Annotated in this window: 13 protein-coding genes; 2 read left to right on the forward strand and 11 right to left on the reverse strand. The window is 60.6% G+C overall.

Annotated elements, in window-relative coordinates:
• Nucleotides 1-628 precede the first annotated feature (628 nt).
• The 5 genes from AC50YM_RS03060 to AC50YM_RS03080 all read right to left on the reverse strand — a co-directional run bounded on the left by AC50YM_RS03060 (nt 629) and on the right by AC50YM_RS03080 (nt 7,315).
• A complete protein-coding gene (locus AC50YM_RS03060; protein ID WP_494955536.1) occupies nt 629-1,807 on the reverse strand; it encodes a glycosyltransferase family 4 protein in 1,179 nt (392 codons plus the stop codon).
• Nucleotides 1,804-2,214 (reverse strand): DUF2304 domain-containing protein, encoded by a 411-nt coding sequence (locus AC50YM_RS03065; protein WP_494955537.1) that lies wholly within the window; start codon nt 2,212-2,214, stop codon nt 1,804-1,806. The genes AC50YM_RS03060 and AC50YM_RS03065 overlap by 4 nt, the downstream gene beginning before the upstream one ends.
• Nucleotides 2,211-2,954, reverse strand: coding sequence for a glycosyltransferase family 2 protein (locus AC50YM_RS03070; protein ID WP_494955538.1), 744 nt, complete (start codon nt 2,952-2,954; stop codon nt 2,211-2,213). The genes AC50YM_RS03065 and AC50YM_RS03070 overlap by 4 nt, the downstream gene beginning before the upstream one ends.
• A gap of 132 nt (nt 2,955-3,086) precedes the next feature.
• Entirely contained in the window at nt 3,087-5,033 is a 1,947-nt protein-coding gene (locus tag AC50YM_RS03075; RefSeq protein ID WP_494955539.1) for a DUF6541 family protein, read from the reverse strand.
• A gap of 140 nt (nt 5,034-5,173) precedes the next feature.
• A complete protein-coding gene (locus AC50YM_RS03080) occupies nt 5,174-7,315 on the reverse strand; it encodes an acyltransferase family protein (protein ID WP_494955540.1) in 2,142 nt (713 codons plus the stop codon).
• Between the two features lie 367 nt (nt 7,316-7,682).
• Here AC50YM_RS03080 and AC50YM_RS03085 point away from each other — a divergent pair, with 367 nt between their 5' ends.
• Nucleotides 7,683-8,813 carry a polysaccharide pyruvyl transferase family protein gene (locus AC50YM_RS03085; protein WP_494955541.1) on the forward strand — a complete coding sequence of 377 codons (1,131 nt, stop codon included), beginning with the start codon at nt 7,683-7,685 and terminating at the stop codon, nt 8,811-8,813.
• Between the two features lie 87 nt (nt 8,814-8,900).
• Here the strand turns inward: AC50YM_RS03085 and AC50YM_RS03090 are convergent, their stop codons facing one another.
• Genes AC50YM_RS03090 through glf form a run of 5 tightly spaced genes read right to left on the reverse strand, consistent with a single transcriptional unit; the run spans nt 8,901 to nt 14,251 of the window.
• On the reverse strand, nt 8,901-9,803 hold the full coding sequence (locus tag AC50YM_RS03090) for a glycosyltransferase family 2 protein (protein WP_494955542.1): 903 nt from the start codon (nt 9,801-9,803) through the stop codon (nt 8,901-8,903).
• Complete coding sequence (locus AC50YM_RS03095; protein ID WP_494955543.1) at nt 9,800-11,455, reverse strand: glycosyltransferase; 1,656 nt, start codon at nt 11,453-11,455, stop codon at nt 9,800-9,802. Before AC50YM_RS03095 ends, AC50YM_RS03090 begins: the two co-directional genes overlap by 4 nt.
• A 14-nt stretch (nt 11,456-11,469) precedes the next feature.
• On the reverse strand, nt 11,470-12,201 hold the full coding sequence (locus AC50YM_RS03100) for an ABC transporter ATP-binding protein (protein WP_494955544.1): 732 nt from the start codon (nt 12,199-12,201) through the stop codon (nt 11,470-11,472).
• Nucleotides 12,201-13,067, reverse strand: coding sequence for an ABC transporter permease (locus AC50YM_RS03105; protein ID WP_494955545.1), 867 nt, complete (start codon nt 13,065-13,067; stop codon nt 12,201-12,203). Before AC50YM_RS03105 ends, AC50YM_RS03100 begins: the two co-directional genes overlap by 1 nt.
• Nucleotides 13,064-14,251: a UDP-galactopyranose mutase gene (gene glf, locus AC50YM_RS03110; protein WP_494955546.1), complete on the reverse strand. Its 1,188-nt coding sequence runs from the start codon at nt 14,249-14,251 to the stop codon at nt 13,064-13,066. Before glf ends, AC50YM_RS03105 begins: the two co-directional genes overlap by 4 nt.
• Before the next feature lie 241 nt (nt 14,252-14,492).
• On the opposite strand from glf, the gene AC50YM_RS03115 reads away from it, so the two are divergent.
• Nucleotides 14,493-18,473 carry an FtsK/SpoIIIE domain-containing protein gene (locus tag AC50YM_RS03115; protein ID WP_494955547.1) on the forward strand — a complete coding sequence of 1,327 codons (3,981 nt, stop codon included), beginning with the start codon at nt 14,493-14,495 and terminating at the stop codon, nt 18,471-18,473.
• 136 nt (nt 18,474-18,609) lie between these two features.
• On the opposite strand, the gene AC50YM_RS03120 is transcribed toward AC50YM_RS03115, so the two are convergent.
• Nucleotides 18,610-19,092 (reverse strand): hypothetical protein, encoded by a 483-nt coding sequence (locus tag AC50YM_RS03120; RefSeq protein ID WP_494955548.1) that lies wholly within the window; start codon nt 19,090-19,092, stop codon nt 18,610-18,612.
• Nucleotides 19,093-19,220: the final 128 nt, after the last annotated feature.

Here is a 19,220-nt window from a genome sequence, read left to right on the forward strand (position 1 = left end):
GCTGGAGTGCTTCGGTCGGTTCACAGCACGATCGGTGAGTTTCGCCCGGGGCCGGCCAGGCGGATGCTCCTCGGTGAACGTCGTCCTCGGGCAGTCCTGCTCCGGGCAATGCCAGAGACGTTTGGCCGCTCGCACAAGTGCTCGTCATAGAACCAGCGGCGCTTGTCCCAGAAAGCATCACCGCGCCGGCGACCGGAATGTCACGTAGCCGCTGGCACCGGCGTATCTTCACCCGGGACGCGATCACCCCGCAGCTCCGGCACCCCGGCGGGAACATCGACTCCACTGTGACATGGCGGGCACCATCCGGGAGCTGGATCGTTGCGGTGACAGGATAATCAGGCAGGTTGAATAATAAGCTGGCAGCATCTCCGGCCGCCACAGTAGGCTCTAACAAGGCTCGTGGTTCCTGTTCAGGTTGAATACGTAAGCAACGCTCATCCCAGCAGGACCACGAGTCTCTGCTAGCTACAACACGGAACTATTCCCCCGGGATCCTTGAAGAGTCCAATTACCCACGGACCACCCCGACTCGCGGGTTTTTCGATGCCGGAACGAACATGCCGGCGTGCCCGCATCCGTCGAGGCTGAAGGTCTGCGATTTAAAAGGTGTGGGCTACGTAACGGGTTATCGGATTTTTTGCGCTTCCGCGGCTCCATCGAGAATTTGTATGTACTCGCGCGACCGCGTCGACCAATCGAAGGACAATGTGAGCTCATTCGGGATTTGCGTCCTGGGCGCCATTAGGACGCGTCGGCACTCGTCAATCCATGCTTCCGGGCGGACGTCCTCAACGATCGTGACTGGGGCACCGTTTTCAGCCAGGAACTTCGCGGCCGCCACTGGGGTACTGACGACCGCGGCGCCCGAGGAAACGGCCTCCAGCAGCGTGGTCTGAAAGCCTTCAGCGAGAACGGTCGGATTCAGGAGGACTCCGTCGGCCAATATCTCCTGAATTTCATCTCGCTGGAGGTATCCGTGGATCCTTATGCATTCCCTTATCGGCGAAGATTCGGCTGCAGCTTCAAGAAGCGGACGTTGGGCGCCGTCGCCAATGAAGTGGACCTCCAGACTGGGAAAGTCCGTGGCGAGACTTTCACCTACACTCAAACATGTTTGCCACCCCTTACCCTCGACGAGGCGCCCGAGAAAAATGATCCTGGGCAATAGCGGACCGGTACCGGTCCCGCGAACCTTGAAGGCAGCGGTATCAATCGCATTCAGAAAAACGGTGCTTTGCACCTGAGCGAGGGACTCCACAAAATGCTGCGTAGCAGAAGAAATAGCGAGAACACGTGAAGCATGACGGAGAACGTACTTCCCCATCGTGCGGTCAATAACACGGCTGGCGTAGGCAATAGCATTGGAAACACCCCGGACATGGTCCGACCCGTGTTCCGTGTGTATAACCGGCACTCCGAGACTCCGACCGGCTCGAACACCTAAGAATGACATGGGAAAGAACCTTGTATGAGTCGACACAATCGTAACGCCGCGTTGCTGCATTTCCCTGCGCAGCTTCCGTCCCGTGCCAGGCCAAGGAATCGACAACACACCGCCGATCATTGCAGTGCCGGAATACCTCACAACCTCGATGCCGTCGTACGTACCTGACGGAATGTCGTTATTCAACGTTAGAACAGTGACATCCAGCCCCTGCTCTTTCAAAGCTGCCGCCAAGTGCGACACATGCGACTCGACTCCTCCGACCTTCGGCGGATAGTTATTAACCACGAAGGCGACATGGTGGCGTTTCGGTAGTTCCTGCACAGGGAGGCGATCACTCTTACCAGATTCTCCGCTCATCGGATCCGCCCACCCTCCGGAGACTCCGGCTCAGCCCTGGGCGGTATGCGGCCCAGAGTCTCCGTGTCATCCCCCGACATTGACTCGATACGGAAACGAAGCAATGCAACTTCTTCGGCGAGCACACGGGTTTGATCCTCGACTTTGGTGAGTGCCAGGGACAGATGGAGACAGACGCCCATAAGGAGGAGGATCGAGAGCGCAAACAGAAGATTCGCAGGTACCTGCACCCCAAGGAGGCGACTTGCGAGTTCGAGTAGTTGAGGGAATCCTGCCAACACAAGAGTGGCAATTCCTATGACGAGCCACAATACTGCGAACTTCTCTCGCAGGTGCTTGCGCCTCGACAATTCGACCACCGCACTAACGAAAATGAGGGCCACGACAAAAGCCGTTACGGTGTTCATCGGGAAGAGTCCTCACTTTTTAGGGATTTCGGTTTCTGCCGCGTTAGTGCGAAAAGTAGCGCAAGGAACGATCTTGCCAAGTAGAGGGCAGATTTGAACGGAGCGTGGCTTGGAGTTCCCCCCTGCCGTTTCCGCATTTCAACAGGTATCTGCGTAACCGTGCAGCCTGACCGCAGAGCCACAACCAGAGAATCAATCGTGTCCCCCAAGTATTCGGCTGGATAGTGATCCAAGTACTGCGCCATGGCCTTCATATTTGCAGCCCTGAATCCCGATGTTACATCGGTCAAGCGAACGCGTGCCAGCCTCGAAATCGTGACGGCCAAGAACTTCATAGCCCATTTACGAGGCCCACGCACCTCATAATTACCTTTATCTGCAAATCGGGCTCCAATGGATATGTCCGCAATGTCAAGTCCAGCCAAGACGCGCCCGATATCCCGCGGGTTGTGTTGACCATCTGCATCGACTTGTATAACGGATTTGTAGCCGTGTTCAACCGCGAACTTAAAACCAGCCCGCATTGCCCCGCCAACGCCGAGGTTGAAGGGGAGGATGAGCACCTGAGCCCCAGCGTCCTTGGCTACATATGCCGTTTGGTCCTCTGATCCATCGTCGATGACCAAAATGTCCAGACCAGGGTTCCACTTCGCTATCTCGCGGACGGTGTCCCCCACGGACTCCGACTCGTTCCAGGCGGGAGTGATAACGAGCGCATCACTTGTGTTCAACCTATTCATAACGGTTCACTTCTGTCATTGGTTAAATTCGCGCTAACTATTTCATTGAACAGACTGCAGGAGTTCTGATCTGTTGCCGACGGCGTTGGGTCGCGATCGTCTGCGATATCTACAAGGGTTCTGATGTCAATCTCAGTTGCACGCCTCGATCTTGTACAACTTCGCTTCACCCTCCGAGTCTATTAGCCTTCCGACCCCTGCCGACTCCAGACCGTCGAGTCCGTAGTAGCCATGGTCAGCACCGTGGACCTCACGGTGGCCGAAGTCCAGCACATAACCGACTCCCAGGGCCCGCACCGAGGGGCAGACCTCAGGATCGCTCTTGGCATCTCGGAGATGCTGGTTGATTTTCATTGCGTCCGGAGAGATCTCGCTGATGAGGTGGAGCTGAAGGGTCTTCCGATCAGCCAACGCGAATGCAAGCGAGCTTCCATTCCATGGGTTTGCCGCAATAGTCACGCCAGCAGGAACTTGGTTATCGAGCCGTTGGATGAGCCTCATTTCGTCGAGTGTCATTAGCGACGAATCGGAGGATAACGCGTATCCGCCAGCTGCGTTTCGCGCGGCAGTCTTGACATTGGCTTGTTGCGTTCCAAGTGCGAGGAACACAATAATGACACCAACGCTGGCGCCACTTATCCAGAACTTAACTTTCAAATTAAGATTCCCGACGTCCAATAGTTTCGGAGCGACGGCCTTCAACTTTTTCCTGGCCGCGCTGACGAAGAACATACTGCCGACGACGGCGAGCGGAAGCGTGGCTGTGGGAAGCAGTGCCGCAAGACGGGGCGAGTCATTGTACCAAACGCCTGTGAAAAATGACCTCACCCCGCCAATGGGAAACGACGCCGCGACAACGAAGAGTAAACCCAGGACCGCGTACATACCAACTAGCCAGAGTCGCTGGCGGCGGGCAATGGAGACTATCAAGCCCGTCATTGCGAGGACAGACATCACCAGCGAGATCGGCTGGCCGATTTGCGATCCCAGCAATAGTTCTCCGACTGCTCGGCCTGTCGTTTCAACTGGCGGCCAACCTGAAGCTTCGGCCGCGGGCCGAACGACTCTCCAGAGGACAAGAGCGGCAGCGGCAGCGGCCCCAACGCCGAGAACGGTAACAGCTGCCACTCGGATGGTTGGCACCCCCCGATCTTGGGCCTTCAAAACAGTGCGCCGGCTGAGGCCGAATATCGCGGGCACTAACAAAGCCAGCAGCGTCATCAAGATACTCGGGTGCGCCAGCGTCAAGCCTGGGAGCGACATCGCTAAGAGAAGCCAGCTGGTGGCCCGCGGCGGGCCAGCTTTGACTCCGGCCCCAAGCGCACCCACTGCAGTCGCTATGGTCGCCGGAAGCAGGCTGATGCCCAGGGCATACGGGTAAAGCACCCCGTAATCCATCATGAGAATCGGGAAGGCACCAAAACCGGCAGCAAGAACTCCGGCAATCAATGTGGGAAGCACTCGTCTGCCCAATGCGCGATGGACGAGCAATATGCATCCTAGCGGCCAAACTATAGCCCCTATACACATATTCACAGCAATCACGGCGGTCGGAATTTGTGCTCCCGTAACTTGCACAAGGAGTGATACGGCGTCATGCCATGCCGCCGGATAAAAGGCACCGCCGGTCATTGCCCCAACAGTCAATGACGACGCATTGCCGGTATCGAGAATGTAACGAACTGCATTTAGGTGAAAAACATTGTCAAATGTTTGAGATATGGCGTCAGGTCGTCCAAATACGCTTACGAGTCGTCGACCAATGAGGACGGCGGCCAGCGCCACTGCCCCTGCTTCAGCCAGAAGCTGCCACCATTTCCTTCCGGCCGACAGTCGAGTTGGCTCCCGACGAGACAGCAATCGCGTCACGACATGGACAACTCCAGCCCCAATAATCGTAACGACGACGACGTCTATCACGGACCACTCGACTCCAGCCCACGGAGCCACCACAGCGGCTATGGATATCAGGGATATCGATATCACGGGGGAAACCGCAATCAGGGCGAAACCTCGAGCCCGCGCAAAAAAGCCGACGATGGCCCCCGGCACGATGAAAATCGCCAAAGCAACGAGCAAGGTCGGGAGAATTGACCACCAGGACACGTAATACCTTTCGAAATTATTAACAAAACTTAAGGGATACTGAGTTTACTGTCCTCGTTCCGGGGCCGAAAATGTAAAATCGGCACGTACGAAAGAAGCGATCGAGCATATATCTACGAAGCTGCCCCAAGTTGGGCTTCGAACTTTGGCACCAGCAGTTCCACGACTTCTCTGTTGAGGTGGTCCTTGTCGAAGTAGATGGAAACGCCTCCCACTGCCGCGTGACACTGCTCTCCGTCGCAGAAGTATCTGCTCATGTCGAGTCCGCTCACTGTAGGCAGATTTAAGGCCTGAACTGCGGACTTCATTGGGTCGGCGGGCAGTGCTGACGAGACGTCTGCGGCACATTTCGCCGGATCATCAGAGTGAACCGACAAACAGTCGACGCTGCGTACAGCCTCATTAAGTGGCGGGTCGTAGATGGCGAAAACCTGGACACCCGAAGCGGAAAGTCGAGCCCAGTCCCGCATCAGACCGTCGCGGAACTGTTCAAACTGGCCTCGGCCGGTGCCATCGTCGATCTGTTCTCCCGCACCAAACATGGAGACGAAAATTCTTGCCGGACTGTCCTTTTCAATGGCGTTCAATGCCGCACGACTCCATCGCATGCATGCCTCCGCGGTCCCGGGGTCTGCTGGCTGGCCCTGGTATCCGACATACTTGGCATCGACGATTGGGCAGGCGCCGAAGTAGCTCCATTTGACTATCCAGTGATTCCGACGTCCAAGTTCAAAGATTGCGGCCTGCCACTGTTGCGCATGTGAGTCTCCTACAAGCCAAACAGTTTCAGGGTTGGGGGAGCCCGCTGAGAAATCACACACTGTGGGACTCCCGCTTGGATCATCATGGAGCGTGTTGCCGTCATTGGGACAATCGGCGGGCCTCGTAAAATACTCGTTGGACGCACCCATATTTGGCAGGGCAACGGCCTGGGCAAAAGGCGAACTGCAACCTTCAGTGTCAATGGCGGCTGGGCCGTGGCAGGGGCCCGACGCAAGATCGGCGGCCGTTGCCTTGGCAGACTCCGCTCTATCATCAGCGAGGGCGATCAGCCCGACGCCGGCCAGGCTGACGGCGAGCATGGCAGCGAGGGTTCCCGTGAAAACCCGCTTGCCTTGCGGGGCGCTGCCCGGTACTTGGAGAAACCGGTCTTCCACCCGCGCCTTGGTGACCCACGCCAGTGTGATGGTAAGCACCAAAATGGCAAACTTCACCGGCGCCGAAAGTTCTACCCCAAGCACGAACGGGGCCAGTACGATAAGCGGCCAGTGCCAGAGGTAAACCGAATAGGAAATATTCCCGAGGAACTGTACAGGCGCCAGGCTCGTGACTTTGTCATGCCACAGCCCAGGCCCTAGAGACCGGCGTGACCCCGAAAGTATGACCATCGCTGTACCGACTACGGGCACGAGAGCCGTCCAACTGGGAAATGGGGTCGAGTGATCGTACAGCGCGGAGGATCCGATGATCATGACAAAACCTGCCAGCGAAATCGCATTCCGCACGATGGGTGTCAACAACTTGGGAACCCCCACCAACGCGACGAGGGCCCCGATACCGAACTCCCAGACTCGTACCGGGGTGACGAAGTACGCCTGGTTATGGGCAACGCTCGTGAAGTAGATACTGAAAGCTAGGCTCAGTCCACTGACCGCAGACACTCCGGCAATCAGCAACGACTTCGATCCCCAGTGACGCCGCTTCGAGAGCATCGAAAGCAGAACGAGCCCCACGGGCCAGACGAGGTAGAACTGTTCTTCAACCGACAATGACCAATAGTGCTGGGCTACAGTAGCTGCTTGGTTCATGGCGGAGTAGTCAACTGCCCTGACGGCCAGAACCCAATTTTCTATGTAGAAGATGCTGCCAAGGACCTCGTGGACCGAGGCCGCCCAGCGTGTATAAGGAAGGAAGAGCCAGACACCGATGAGCGAGACGGCCAACACGGTAAGAGCCGCGGGAAGCAGGCGCCGAGCCCGCCTGGCATAAAACGACGACAATTTGATGCCGCCCGTTTGGACGAGCTCTTTGGTCAAGTGGGACGTGATCAGAAATCCAGAGATGACAAAGAAGACGTCGACGCCAACATAGCCCCCGGGCACCCGATTCGGCCATAAATGGTTCATGACTACCAGGGCGACAGCGAGTGCCCTGAGGGCTTGGACGTCTGTTCTGAACCCGACTCGTCTAGTGGCGCGCCGTGCAAACTGATCGGCTTGCTCATGGTTAGTCGGGGGCTGAATGGTCGTAGTCATAGGTTTCACGATTCTACCCCATAGGGGAATTTCGAACTTTGCCTCTTAGTACGCGGTCGTCCCGGGAGGTATCTTTTTGGGTGTGTCCCGTTGGCAATTTCGGGTAGCCCGTCGTCGTGGTCCCGCAGGCCCTCATTGGTTTCTCGAGCTGGACCGCCTGTCGGAACTGGCTCCTGGAGCGTATCGTCGCTATGAACGGATGCGCTTAGTGTGCGCCGAGGCCGGGCCGGGCGGTTCGCAGTGGAAAGGCCGTCTCATGGACCCCCGACGGATCCGTGGCATGCCAATAGCCTATAGAGCCCATAGCGAGGTCTGCGTGTACAGCGCAAATAGGGGTCAGGAACCACCTAAGTGTAAACCTCGGCCGATGACCGAGAACATCTACCTCATCGCATCGGGCGGAAACCCGAATTATGGCGACGAGCTCATCGTGGCCTCTTGGCTGCGATTTCTAGCCCGAGTGCGCCCCGACGCGACAGTGTGGCTGGATTGTCCGCAGCCCGGAACGGCAAGCGCACTTTTTGGTGAAATTCATCCCAATCTCCGCGTCACGAACACCCTCTGGCGCTCCTGTGCCGACGCTCCGGACCAAACGGCCCGGGGTGTTTGGGAGCACGTTGACCGTGTCGTTTCGCACGGCGGGACACCAATGTACGACGTCGCCCTGATGACGCTGGCGGAGGCGCACTTAATGCACATTTTGGGGGGCGGCTACATCAATGGCGTTTGGCCGGATCATGTAGGACTGGTTTCAGGAATGATGGCGGCCGCGAAACTCAGCGGATCCCGGCTACTCGGCTCCGGGCTCGGCTTGATGCCCTTTCCCGAAAACGGAGAGCAACTCAAAGACGCCTTCTCGTCATTCACCAGCATCAGTGTGCGGGACACCGACAGCGCCGCCATGTTGGGTGTCGACGTGGGGCTCGACGACGCCTTTCTCGGGCTGCCGCACGAACTGAGGCGGAGCCGCTCTCATGCTGTCCAGGCGCGGGCGAAGGACATTATGCTTTGCATACAGAGCGACATGATCGACGAAGAGGTTTTCACAACGCTGACGGAAAAGCTTCGTGTAGTCGTTAAAGCAGCCCTTGATAGTGGGATGTCGGTTGGCTACGTCGAGGCCATCCCGGGATCCGACCGCCGGATGTTCGATGCGTTTGACGGTCTGATCCCCAGAGAGAACTTCGTTCCCTTTGTCCAAGTCTGGAACGACGGGCTGCCGGTCCGCCCCGGCCAGTCCTGGTACACCTCGAGGTTCCACCCGCACATGGTTGCTGCAGCCTCCGGTGCAACCGGCGTGGCCATCGGAATCCTGGAGGACTACTACGACATCAAGCATCAGTCGCTGCTTGATCTGGGGACCGGGTGGACGTGCGCCTCCGCAGCGGCCAGAGCTGCGCTTCCGGAACCAACAGGCGATGCGGACTTTGCTGTAAGAGCACTCACTTTGGCCGCCCGGAAGCGTACCGAGGCGCTGGCACTGTATCCCCCGTCATGATCCACCGTCGCGGCTGAACAGCAGCGGCCCTGTCGCAACCGGAGATCGGGTGACGACAAGGCTGCTGTTTGGCGCGCTAAACGGGGTTCACAGCACGCTGCGGACCTGCTTCGGCGCCGGGTTGAACTTGATGCCTTCAAACACCTTCTTGGCAACGCCGAGCTGCAGCCGGCGACCCACGCGACCGCGGCGCATCCAGACATAGGTGCTCACGACGAACCTCAGCCAGTCCAGCTTGTTGTCATGATGCCAGCGATACGAGGACTCGTTGCGGGCGCCGTAGTAGAACTTCCAGGCATTGGCTTGGTTTAGGTCACCGAAGTTCACCCCTCGGTTGTCCGGCATGTCGTGCGTGACTGTGCTGTCCAGAACCTGTACGCCGGGACCGTCAGCGCTGATCCGCAGGGTGTACTCCATATCATCGAACCAGATGAAGTACTCCACCAATGGCAGACCGTACTTGGCGATCGACCGGCGCGGGATGAGCACGGATACGAAGGAGCAATTGGTAATGACCACCGTGTTCTGACCCTTGGCGATGAGCCGCCCCCAGTCCCAAGCGGCGCCCGGGTTGTTCATTTCGCAAATCGAGCCGTCGGTGTAGCGCACCAGTGAACAGCTGTAGGGAACCGGGCGTCCCAGCTCGGTCTCGGCCGAGGCATGGCCTGCCATCAGGTTTTGGAGGGCGGTTTCGTCCGTGTAGCAGTCGTCGTCCATGATCCACACCCAGTCCGCACCCCGCTCGTAGGCCCGTTCCATTCCGGCTGCAAAGCCTCCGGCGCCACCCGTGTTGGTCTCAAGACGGACGACCTCGACCCGCGGGTCGTCTTGATAGACGGCTAGCAGCTGCGGGGTTGAATCGGTGCTGGCGTTGTCAATCACGATCAGCTGATCGACGCCACGGGACTGTGCCAGGATCGAGTCCAGCACCCGTCCCAGCTTGTCCACCCTGTTATAGGTCACGACTACGGCCGCTACCTTGTCGGTCATACTTTCCATCCTTCGTAGAGTGCTTTCGTCCAGGCCCGAGCTTCGGGCAGCTGTTTCAAGGACGTGATCTTTTCTTGTTGGTCAGTAAGAATCTGCTGGCGGAGGGTCTCCGACGCCATGATTTCCTTTGTCAGCTTCACCGCATCCTTCACGAATGCGAAGGGTTGCCGCGGCAGAAGTGCTTTGCCCGAAACGAGGGAAGCCTGTGAACCAACATCGGTCGACATAACGGCAACATCCATGGCAGTGGCCTCAAAGGTCGTTAACGTCAGTCCTTCGTTGTCGGACGAAATGACCAAAAGGTCCGACTCAGCCAACGTGTCGTCCACAGACTGCGGCGGGCGACGAAGCTCCGTACAGTCTGAAAGTCCGTACTGCCGTACAAGCTTTTCCGTCTCGTCTGAGAGCGCGCCGTCACCGTGCACTATGAATCTCACATCGCCGCGGACGGCTCGCTTAAGAGCAGCCGCGTATCGGAGGAAAAGAAACGGACGCTTCTGCTGACTCAGGCGGCCGACAAAGGCAATGGTGAACGGTCGATTCGATCTCGGCTCTCGCGTTGGCACCGAGAGGTCGCTGGAGAGGCCGTAGAGAGGCGCGAGGGCGACTCGCCCCTTTGGCACGTCACGCATGAGCGTCATGTAATCGCGAAGCTGCGGGGAAATGACGTGGTGGACGTCTATGGTGTTGGACAGCTTAACTGAAACCTCAACAAATCCGCCTGTCCGCCACTCGAGGATGTGCAGGGTGTCAACAATGTGGATAGAGGGATCCATGGCCCTAAACCAAGCCAGTCGGTGGTAAAGCCAACCGTTGTGGTGTACATGGACGCCCCGGACGGAGAATTCCGACATCAACGTCAGCAGTAGATCTGCTTCCTCCCTGCGAGGAATGGGTGAGCTCAATGGCAGCACCAGTGCACCATCAAGTTCGGGCCGACCAATCCACGGATGGGACGAATCACGGTCCGTCAGAACGATGGGGAGAAAGCCGGCTTGCTTAGCCAGTTCAATCGACTCCAGCGCCCACCGCTCGGCACCGCCCATTTCCAGCCAATGCATCCCGAAGATGATTGCGGGGGTCTTATCCCGCGCCCATGGAATCACCGAGGACGGCGTCGACTGGAGGGAAGCCATACGCTGCGGCCTCCGATTGGGGACAACGTGCTTTTCGTAAACGTCAGTGAGACCCTGCCGCAGGGCGTCAAAAGCGATGGGCGCGCCGAACCTCGCTCGCCTGAACACCTTGCCCTTCAGCCCGGCCCGGTCGTAGAGAGTCGTACCGCCCTCCGACCTTTCGCCGCCAAGGTCAATCACTAGCGGCAGAAGTGCGCTCTTTCCGGGCAGGGCTCCAGATACCGAACTTCGGACATCTACTGAACAAATCACCGTCCGGTCAGACTTCCACTCAAGTCGATGACATGCTTCGTCTGTCAGGCTAGGGAATTCTCCGTCCGGAGCGCGGAGGACGACTGCCTTGAACTCGCGACCTGGCTGAACCAGCGAGTGGTAGTTCAGTGCGCCGACCAAAAGGCCTATTTCGCGTTCGGACAGGCGCCCCTCGCCGCCGGACAGACCGGATCCGCCGTCGTCGACGATCTCGAAGAGCCTAAGGGCTTTGTTCAGGGATATTTCCGCTGTCATCGTATCCATCCGTAGTGGCTGCACTAGTTTTCCCTCAGAAGACGTACGGCGTCGGTAATTGGGCCGTCAGAGACCTTAGTCCCCTGGCGCAGCACCACTCCCCGATCGCAGACCTTGCTCACCATGTCGAGGTCGTGGCTGACAACCACGAGCGTGCACCCGGACTCTCGAAGTTCCTGAATACGCGCCAGGCATTTCTTCTGAAACGGCTCATCACCGACAGAAAGAATTTCATCGATCAAAAAGACATCAGGCTTCGTGTGCACGGCGACTGAAAAAGCCAAACGCAGGAACATACCGGAGGAGTAGAACTTCACCTCGGTATCGATAAATTTACCGATCTCTGAAAACTCGACGATCTCGTCAAATCGGTCGGTTGTTTCCTGCTCCGTCATCCCCAGAATCACGCCATTGAGGTAGACGTTTTCGCGCCCCGTCAGGTCCGGGTGGAACCCCGCACCGACTTCGATCAGTCCGGCGACCTTGCCTCGCGTGCGGATGCTACCGGTGTCCGAACTCATGACGCCGGAAATCAGCTTGAGCAGAGTTGACTTCCCCGATCCGTTGAAGCCAAGCAACGCGACCGATTCACCCACATCCACGCTCAGATCGATACCGTCCAAAGCCATGAAAGTGGATGAGAGGTCCCCCCGGCGTCCCTTGAACAGCCAGACCACGGTCTCTTTCAGGGAGCGCGTATGGCGAAGGTTGAATCGCTTAGAAACGTTTTCAACAATTATTGCCTCATTACCCATTACAACTCCTGCGCAAATCTGCCCTCAAGGCGACGAAATACGGACTGCCCCAAGACCAGGATAAAGAGAGAAATCAACAAGCCAATCGGGAGCCACTGTGACATCAAGTGCTCCGGGAGCCTCGCCCCTTCCGGCGCAGCCTGTACTGCTGCGGTGGGCGCCCAGAAAGCGGCATGGAAGATCTCGACGGCGATCGTCATTGGATTGAGTTGATAGAAGAAGTAGAAAGTTTCGCCCAGCGTGTCCCGCACCAAATACCACGGGTATAGCACGGGGGACAGCCACGTCGCCATCATCAGCATGAGATCCACAATGTTCTCAGAGTCGCGGAACATCACATTGGCGGCTGCAAAGAGGAGACCCAATCCCAACGACAGCATGGTCACCATGACGAATGCGGCTACAGCACCCACCAGTTGGACGGGAGAAGGAGTCCAACCGAAGAAAAAACAGGCCGTCAGCAAAATCAGCAACTGCGGGAGGAAATGGACTATGGCGACCCAAACCGACGCCACTGGGAAAAGCTCCCTAGGCAAATAAATCTTCTTTACAAGTGCACCGTTGGCGACGACTGATCGTGTTGCCTGGCCGAATGCCTCCGAAAAGAAGTTCACGAGAATGATCCCCGAAAACATGTAAATGACAAAGTTCGGCTGTTTGTTCAGGCCGAGGAAGACTCCCAGCGCGAAATAGAAGACCACGAACTGCACGCCAGGTCGGACGTAGGACCACAGCAGGCCCAAGACTGAGCTCCGGTACCGAACCTTGAGTTCTTTGCGGACGATCAGTCGCAGCAGGTCACGGCGCCGAAAAACGTCAAACAGCCCGCCGCCCTTATCCGGCGCAGCCAGCAATTCTGCGCTCACGCGTCGACTCCTCCGCTTTCCAGTTGCACTCCATTTTCGAAATGTGGGCGAATCTGGTTGTCGAACATCGTCAGGGCGGATCCGATGGCCATGTGCATATCCAAGTACTTGTAGGTGCCGAGCCGTCCGCCGAACAGGACGTCCTTCTCGGCAGCAGCAAGGTCGCGGTATTTCAGCAGGCGTTCGCGGTCCGCGGCGGTATTAATCGGGTAGTAGGGCTCGTCGCCCTCTTCCGCGGCACGGGAGAACTCGCGCATGATGACGGTCTTTTCCGTCTGGTAGTCGCGTTCCGGGTGGAAGTGGCGCGGCTCGATGATGCGGGTGTAGGCCACATCGGCGTCGTTGTAGTTGACCACCGACGTTCCCTGGAAGTCCCCGACGTCGAGAACTTCCTTCTCAAAGTCGATGGTGCGCCAGGAGAGGTCGCCCTCGGAGGAGTCGAAGTAGCGGTCAACAGGCCCGGTGTAGATGACCGGGATGTTGCCGACGACTTTATCCTTGCTGTACTCGTGCGACTCATCAAAGAAGTCCGTGTTGAGCCGCACCTCGATGTTCGGGTGCTCCGCCATCTTCTCGATCCACGCGGTATAGCCGTTCGTCGGCAGACCCTCGTACTTGTCGTTGAAGTAGCGGTTGTCGTAGTTGTAGCGCACCGGGAGGCGGGAAATGATGCCTGCGGGCAGGTCCTTGGGATCTGTCTGCCATTGCTTGCCCGTGTAGTGCTTGATGAACGCCTCATACAGCGGACGGCCGATCAGCTGTATGCCCTTGTCGTTCAGGTTCTGCGGATCGGTCCCGGCAAGTTCCCCGGCCTGTTCCTTGATCAGTTCCTGGGCCTCGCCCGGAGTCAGGTTGGCGCGGAAAAACTGATTGATGGTGGCAAGATTGATCGGCAGGGAGTACACCTCGCCCTTGTGGACGCCGTACACCTTGTGCACGTAGTTGGTGAACGTCGTGAAACGGTTGACGTACTCCCAGACGCGCTCGTTCGAAGTGTGGAAGAGGTGGGCGCCGTAGCGGTGTACCTCGATCCCGGTCTGCTCGTCCTCCTCGCTGTAGGCGTTGCCACCGATGTGGTGGCGGCGGTCGATGACAACGACCTTCAAGCCCAGCTCCGTGGCGGCCTGTTCTGCGATTGTCAGGCCGAAAAAGCCCGACCCTACGATGACAAGGTCAGCGGTCACAAAATCTCCTGATTCGAATGCGGGCAGCGCAATGTTGTGCATTGTCTGCTGGTCCAGCCTACCCGAGTCAAAGTGCGAACCGGCGAATCGGGACCCTGGGCAGCGCCCTCGGCGGGCGGCGTCCGCCGGCCGTTTCCCCGATTGATGTTGGCTGTCCACATAGGCCGAATCCCCCACTCCCGGTCGCCGCTCACGCGCCTAGCGTGGGATGCAAACGACGACGCGGAAAGGATCCCCCTCCATGATGCTGCACTGCACCCTGGTTGCGGCGGCGGGGTCCGCACTCACGTCCGGGCCGCTGGAATTGTCCGTCGAAGTGCCGGCAACTTGCTCCGGCGCGGAACTGGAGGCGGCAATCTCCCGGCGCTACGGGACCGGGAAGCTGTCAGTGGACGGCGTGCGGGCGGCTGCTTTGAATGTTGGCGATGGTCCGCTCACGCACGGTGCCGTCCTGGTGGACGGCGTCGCACCGGCAGCCGCTATGGAAGCGGCGCCGCTCGCCCTGGTCGTGCACAGCGGGCCGGGCGCCGGCCTGGTCGTCCCGCTGCGGCGCGGGCGCTTCCGGATTGGCCGCAGCGGCACCGAGATCGTCATCCCGGATGCGGAGCTGTCGCGCGAACATGCGCGGCTGGAAGTGACTGATTCCGCCGTCACAATCTCCGATCTCGGGAGTGCCAACGGCGTGAGCATTGATGGAAGGAAGGTGCATTCGGCGGCTGTCTCTACGGAGTCCTCCATTCAGTGCGGCGCCTCGTTGATGTCCCTGGTGTTCACCGGGACGGTGGACCCCGGGATTCCGGCCACTGCGGGGGCCGACGTCTCGGCGCCGTTGGTGGTCAGCAATCCCACGGCGCACAGCAACAAGGCGGCCCTGCTGCTGGCTGCGGGTCTGCCGCTGGCCATCGGAGTCGGCCTGGCCCTCCTGACGGGCATGTGGATCTTCCTGGCCTTCACCATCGTCTCAGCGGTTTCGGTTCTGGTGCCCGTCGTTGCCGGCAGAAGGCAGCGCCGCGAACTGTCCGCCGCCGTCGCAGCTGCAGCGCGCGAGGACAAGGAACGACGACGGCGGGGCGCGCCATCCGCTGGCGATATATCCCTATGCTGTGCGGTGACGGGGGCCGACCCGGTGAAAGCTACTGCCGCCACGGGCCCCGTGTGGCTACGGCTGGGACAAGCACGGCAGGACGCAAATGTCCGGCTGGAACCGTCGGAGTCCGGATTCCGGCCACCGCCGCTCGGAATGATGCCGGTGACCCTTGACCCCGGGACGGCTGTGACGACTCTTCGGGGGCCGGAACCCGCCGTCGCCGGGCTGGTCAGATCCATCGTGCTTCAGCTTGCCTGCTACCCCGCGGCCCGGCGGACCCGGATCGTTATTCACGATCCAACCCCAACACTTCTTGCCGCCCGCTTCCTGGCAGCTGCGACCCTCTCCGCGCAGGAGGCTGCAACCCTCGAATCGCTGTCCGCCGGCTTTGGTCCGGACTACGAGCGGGGCGTGCTGATCATCGTCAAGCCCCAGGGAACCGCTGCCCTGCGCGCCGCGGCGGTCAGCCTGGGCTGGCAGGTCCTCGACTGCTCCGGCGATCCGGCTCCGGCCACCGGCGCGGCCATCGTCCTCATGGAGCGCTCCGCTCTGCTTTCATCTGCCCGCGCCCCGCTGGAATTCACTCCCGATCTGCTTCCGTCCGGAATCTTCGACCGCAACTGTCGGCGGCCTTGGGCAAGAGCGCAAGCCTCAGCTCCCGTCGCCGGCCTCCCAGAGGCCCGTTCCCTTGGCGAGCTGCTTCCGCTCTCGGCAGCCGACATCGCCACGCGGTGGGCCGTATCGGCCAGCACTCCGGGCTTACGCGTCCCGATCGGCGTCGCAATTTCAGGCATTGTGCGGCTGGATCTCCTGGCGGACGGTCCGCATTTCCTGGTGGCGGGCACCACCGGATCCGGCAAATCGGAATTCCTCCGGACCCTGGCCGCAGCGCTGGCCGCCGCCCACCCACCTGACCGGGTCAATCTGCTGTTCATCGATTTCAAGGGCGGCTCCGGCCTGCGTCCGCTGGCCGGCCTCGCACACTGCGTGGGGCTCCTCACGGATCTGGACGACAACGAGGTGGCGCGCACCCTGGTCTCGCTCGCGGCCGAGGTACGCCGCCGGGAAGAGCTCCTCGCCACGTACGACGCGGCCGATCTCACCGCCTACGAGATCCTTGCTCCGGCCGGCCCGCCGCTGCCCCATCTGGTCCTCATCATTGACGAATTCAGGATGCTCGTCGACGAAGCTCCCGACGCACTGGCTGAGCTCATGCGGATTGCTGCGATCGGACGCTCTCTCGGGATACACCTGATCATGGCAACCCAGCGGCCCCAGGGCGCAGTGTCCGCGGACATCCGCGCCAACGTGACCAGCTGCGTCGCCCTGAGGGTCCAGTCCGAGCTGGAATCGTTCGATATCATCAACTCGAAGCTGGCGGCGGCCATCCCTATTACGAGTCCGGGCCGGGCCTACCTTATGCGGGGACACGAAGCTCCGGAACAGTTTCAGACGGCAGCACTGGCGTCAGCGGGCGAGCCGGTGGTCCGCTGCCCAACCGTCATGGAGGCAGTGGAATTCCTCCACCGCCCCTTAGCTGGAGAGTCCCCCGGCGTGGCGGGCGGCCCCGCCCCGCAACCTTCCCGGGCGGTCTCCGAACTGGAGGAAGCAGTAGCCGCGGCGTGGGCTGCGACCGGCGGCGACCGGCCGCGCCGTCCCGTCGCCGAGCCACTCCCCAAGCAGTTGCCTTTCCCGCCGGACGGGAGCCTCGGCCGCATCAGGCTCGGGCTGCTGGATATCCCCGAAGAACAGCGCGTCTCCGAAGTCTGCTGGCATCCGGGAACCCAAGGCCATCTGGCGCTGGTCGCCGGGAATAGCGGCGGCACGGATGCCGTCCTGGGACTCATCGCTAATCAACTCCTCGGCTGCCCTGACGAATCACATCTCTACCTCCTTGATGCCGGCGGGACATTCAGCCCATTGACATCCCCGCGGGTCGGCGCGGTAGTGGGACTGCACGAACTCCGCCGTGCAGTCCGGGTGCTGGAGCGTGTCTCCGAAGAAATGACAACGAGACTGGGTGCCGCTTCCACGCACGGCGCCCCTGCTCTCGTTCTGGCGCTGTGCAGCTGGGGATCCTGGGTTTCGGCCTTTCGGGCGGGGCCTCTGGCATGGGCCGAAGATCTGGTCCAGGACATCGTGCGGGACGGCGCCCGGGCGCGGATCACCGTCCTGGTGTCCGGTGAACGCGAGCTCGTGACCTCACGGTTCTTCGCTGCCATTCCCAACCGGATCTTCCTACCTGCCGGCTCGACCGAAGAGGGACGGTTGGCGTGGCCCCGGATGCCCATCACCGACGCGGTCGCCGGCCGGGCCGTGGTGTTTGGGCCGATATCCGGCGCCGCGTCCTCCGGGCACGTCGGACAGCTCTTTGCGCCGTGCGCCGCCGCTACCCGGGGCGCGGCCACCCTGACCGTGCGTTTCCGGCCGTTCCGAGTCGAGCCCCTTCCCGGACTCGTGACGGTCGCGGAAGTCCTGGCTCGGGACGGACCAAATGCCGCAATCTGTGCCGAAGCACCATCGACTGGTGCCGGGGCCCGGGAAGCACGGACCTCTCCTCCCTTCCCGGGACACCTGTGCCTCGGGGTCGGCGGCGACGAACTCCTTCCGGCGGGCGTGCCGCTGCCTCCCGGCGCCGTCCTGGCCGTCCTCGGCGGCCCCGGCGCCGGGAAGACGTCGCTGCTGTCGGCCCTGCCGGGTCTTAACCCGGCCGTCAACTGCCTGCGGGCGCCAGCCTATCCTGAACGATACTGGATCGGGACGCATGAGGCTGCTCGGTCCGGCGCGCTGGACCCGGCGGCACTTCTCCTGGTCGACGACCTCGACCTGCAGTCCCCCGAAACTAATGCGCGGCTGCTCCTGCTAAACAACATGGGCTGGCGTGTGGTCCTCACCGCCGGCTTCGGACCGGGCATCCGGCAGCGGGTCCCGGTGGCTCAGAACGGAGTCGGCCAGGGGCGGGGCGTTCTTATCGGCCCACGGGGGCTTATGGACGGAGAACTCTTCGGAGTCAGGTTTGAACTCGAACAGAACCCTCCGCCAGGCCGCGCCGTCGTGATTTCAGACGGGCGGGCCCGGGCAGTGCAGCTGGCGGTCGACCCCGCCGCGGGCAGCAGTGGAGGAAGAGAACCGTAGGGAGCCGGCTACGGGACGGGCCCTCCCGGCTGGGCGCGGACCTGGGGCAGGGGAAGCCGACGGCGGCGCGGGCATGGCGGCGCGGCGTCCATGGCGGCACCGGAGCACGGCGTCCATGGCGCCACGATGGAGCCGCCTACAGGGCGGGCGGTGCCCCGCCGGTGCGGGAGGCGAACGCGATGACACGTTTGTCAAACAGCAGGATGATGGCGAGAACAGCCGGGACCAGCATGGCCAGGCCTGCCAGCGGGTATCCGCCTGTCATGGTGGGAAAGCCGATGGTCAGCGTGAACAGCTGCGCCACCAGCGCAGCCGCGCGCGGCCAACGGTATCCCCGGAAGAGGAAGAGGGACACGGCAACAAGCCAGGCGGAGAAGGCCAGCAGAAGCCCCAGGGTAAACACCGCGCCCCAGAAGGAGAGCACGGGAGCACCCGTGAGCAACTGGCTTCCGTACCAGATGGCCGCCACCAGCAGCGCCGTCGCTTCCAGTGCCACGATGACAGCTATCACCCGGATGCCCGAGGGCCGCCCTGAGGAAGCCAGGGATCCGGCCTTTCCTGCCTGGTCGGCGGCGCTGCTGCCGGCAGCTTCGGAGGAGTTTTCTGGGTCTCTTGACACATTGGCACAGTACCGGACATAGTCGTTCAGATGTGAGGGCGCCGCCAGCCAATGTGATGCATCGCTCACGATTCCGAGGCATTTTGCAGCCAATTACCCCTTGTTTACGCAGCGTTAACATGACACGC

It is taken from the genome of Pseudarthrobacter sp. RHLT1-30-1 (genome assembly GCF_059383415.1).

Excerpts from the sequence above, each read along its gene's own strand:
- AC50YM_RS03060 (WP_494955536.1), bottom strand. The coding sequence starts at position 1,807 with ATGAGCGGAGAATCTGGTAAGAGTGATCGCCTCCCTGTGCAGGAACTA.
- AC50YM_RS03065 (WP_494955537.1), bottom strand. The coding sequence starts at position 2,214 with ATGAACACCGTAACGGCTTTTGTCGTGGCCCTCATTTTCGTTAGTGCG.
- AC50YM_RS03070 (WP_494955538.1), bottom strand. The coding sequence starts at position 2,954 with ATGAATAGGTTGAACACAAGTGATGCGCTCGTTATCACTCCCGCCTGG.
- AC50YM_RS03080 (WP_494955540.1), bottom strand. The coding sequence starts at position 7,315 with ATGACTACGACCATTCAGCCCCCGACTAACCATGAGCAAGCCGATCAG.
- AC50YM_RS03085 (WP_494955541.1), top strand. The coding sequence starts at position 7,683 with ATGACCGAGAACATCTACCTCATCGCATCGGGCGGAAACCCGAATTAT.
- AC50YM_RS03090 (WP_494955542.1), bottom strand. The coding sequence starts at position 9,803 with ATGACCGACAAGGTAGCGGCCGTAGTCGTGACCTATAACAGGGTGGAC.
- AC50YM_RS03095 (WP_494955543.1), bottom strand. The coding sequence starts at position 11,455 with ATGGATACGATGACAGCGGAAATATCCCTGAACAAAGCCCTTAGGCTC.
- AC50YM_RS03100 (WP_494955544.1), bottom strand. The coding sequence starts at position 12,201 with ATGGGTAATGAGGCAATAATTGTTGAAAACGTTTCTAAGCGATTCAAC.
- AC50YM_RS03115 (WP_494955547.1), top strand. The coding sequence starts at position 14,493 with ATGATGCTGCACTGCACCCTGGTTGCGGCGGCGGGGTCCGCACTCACG.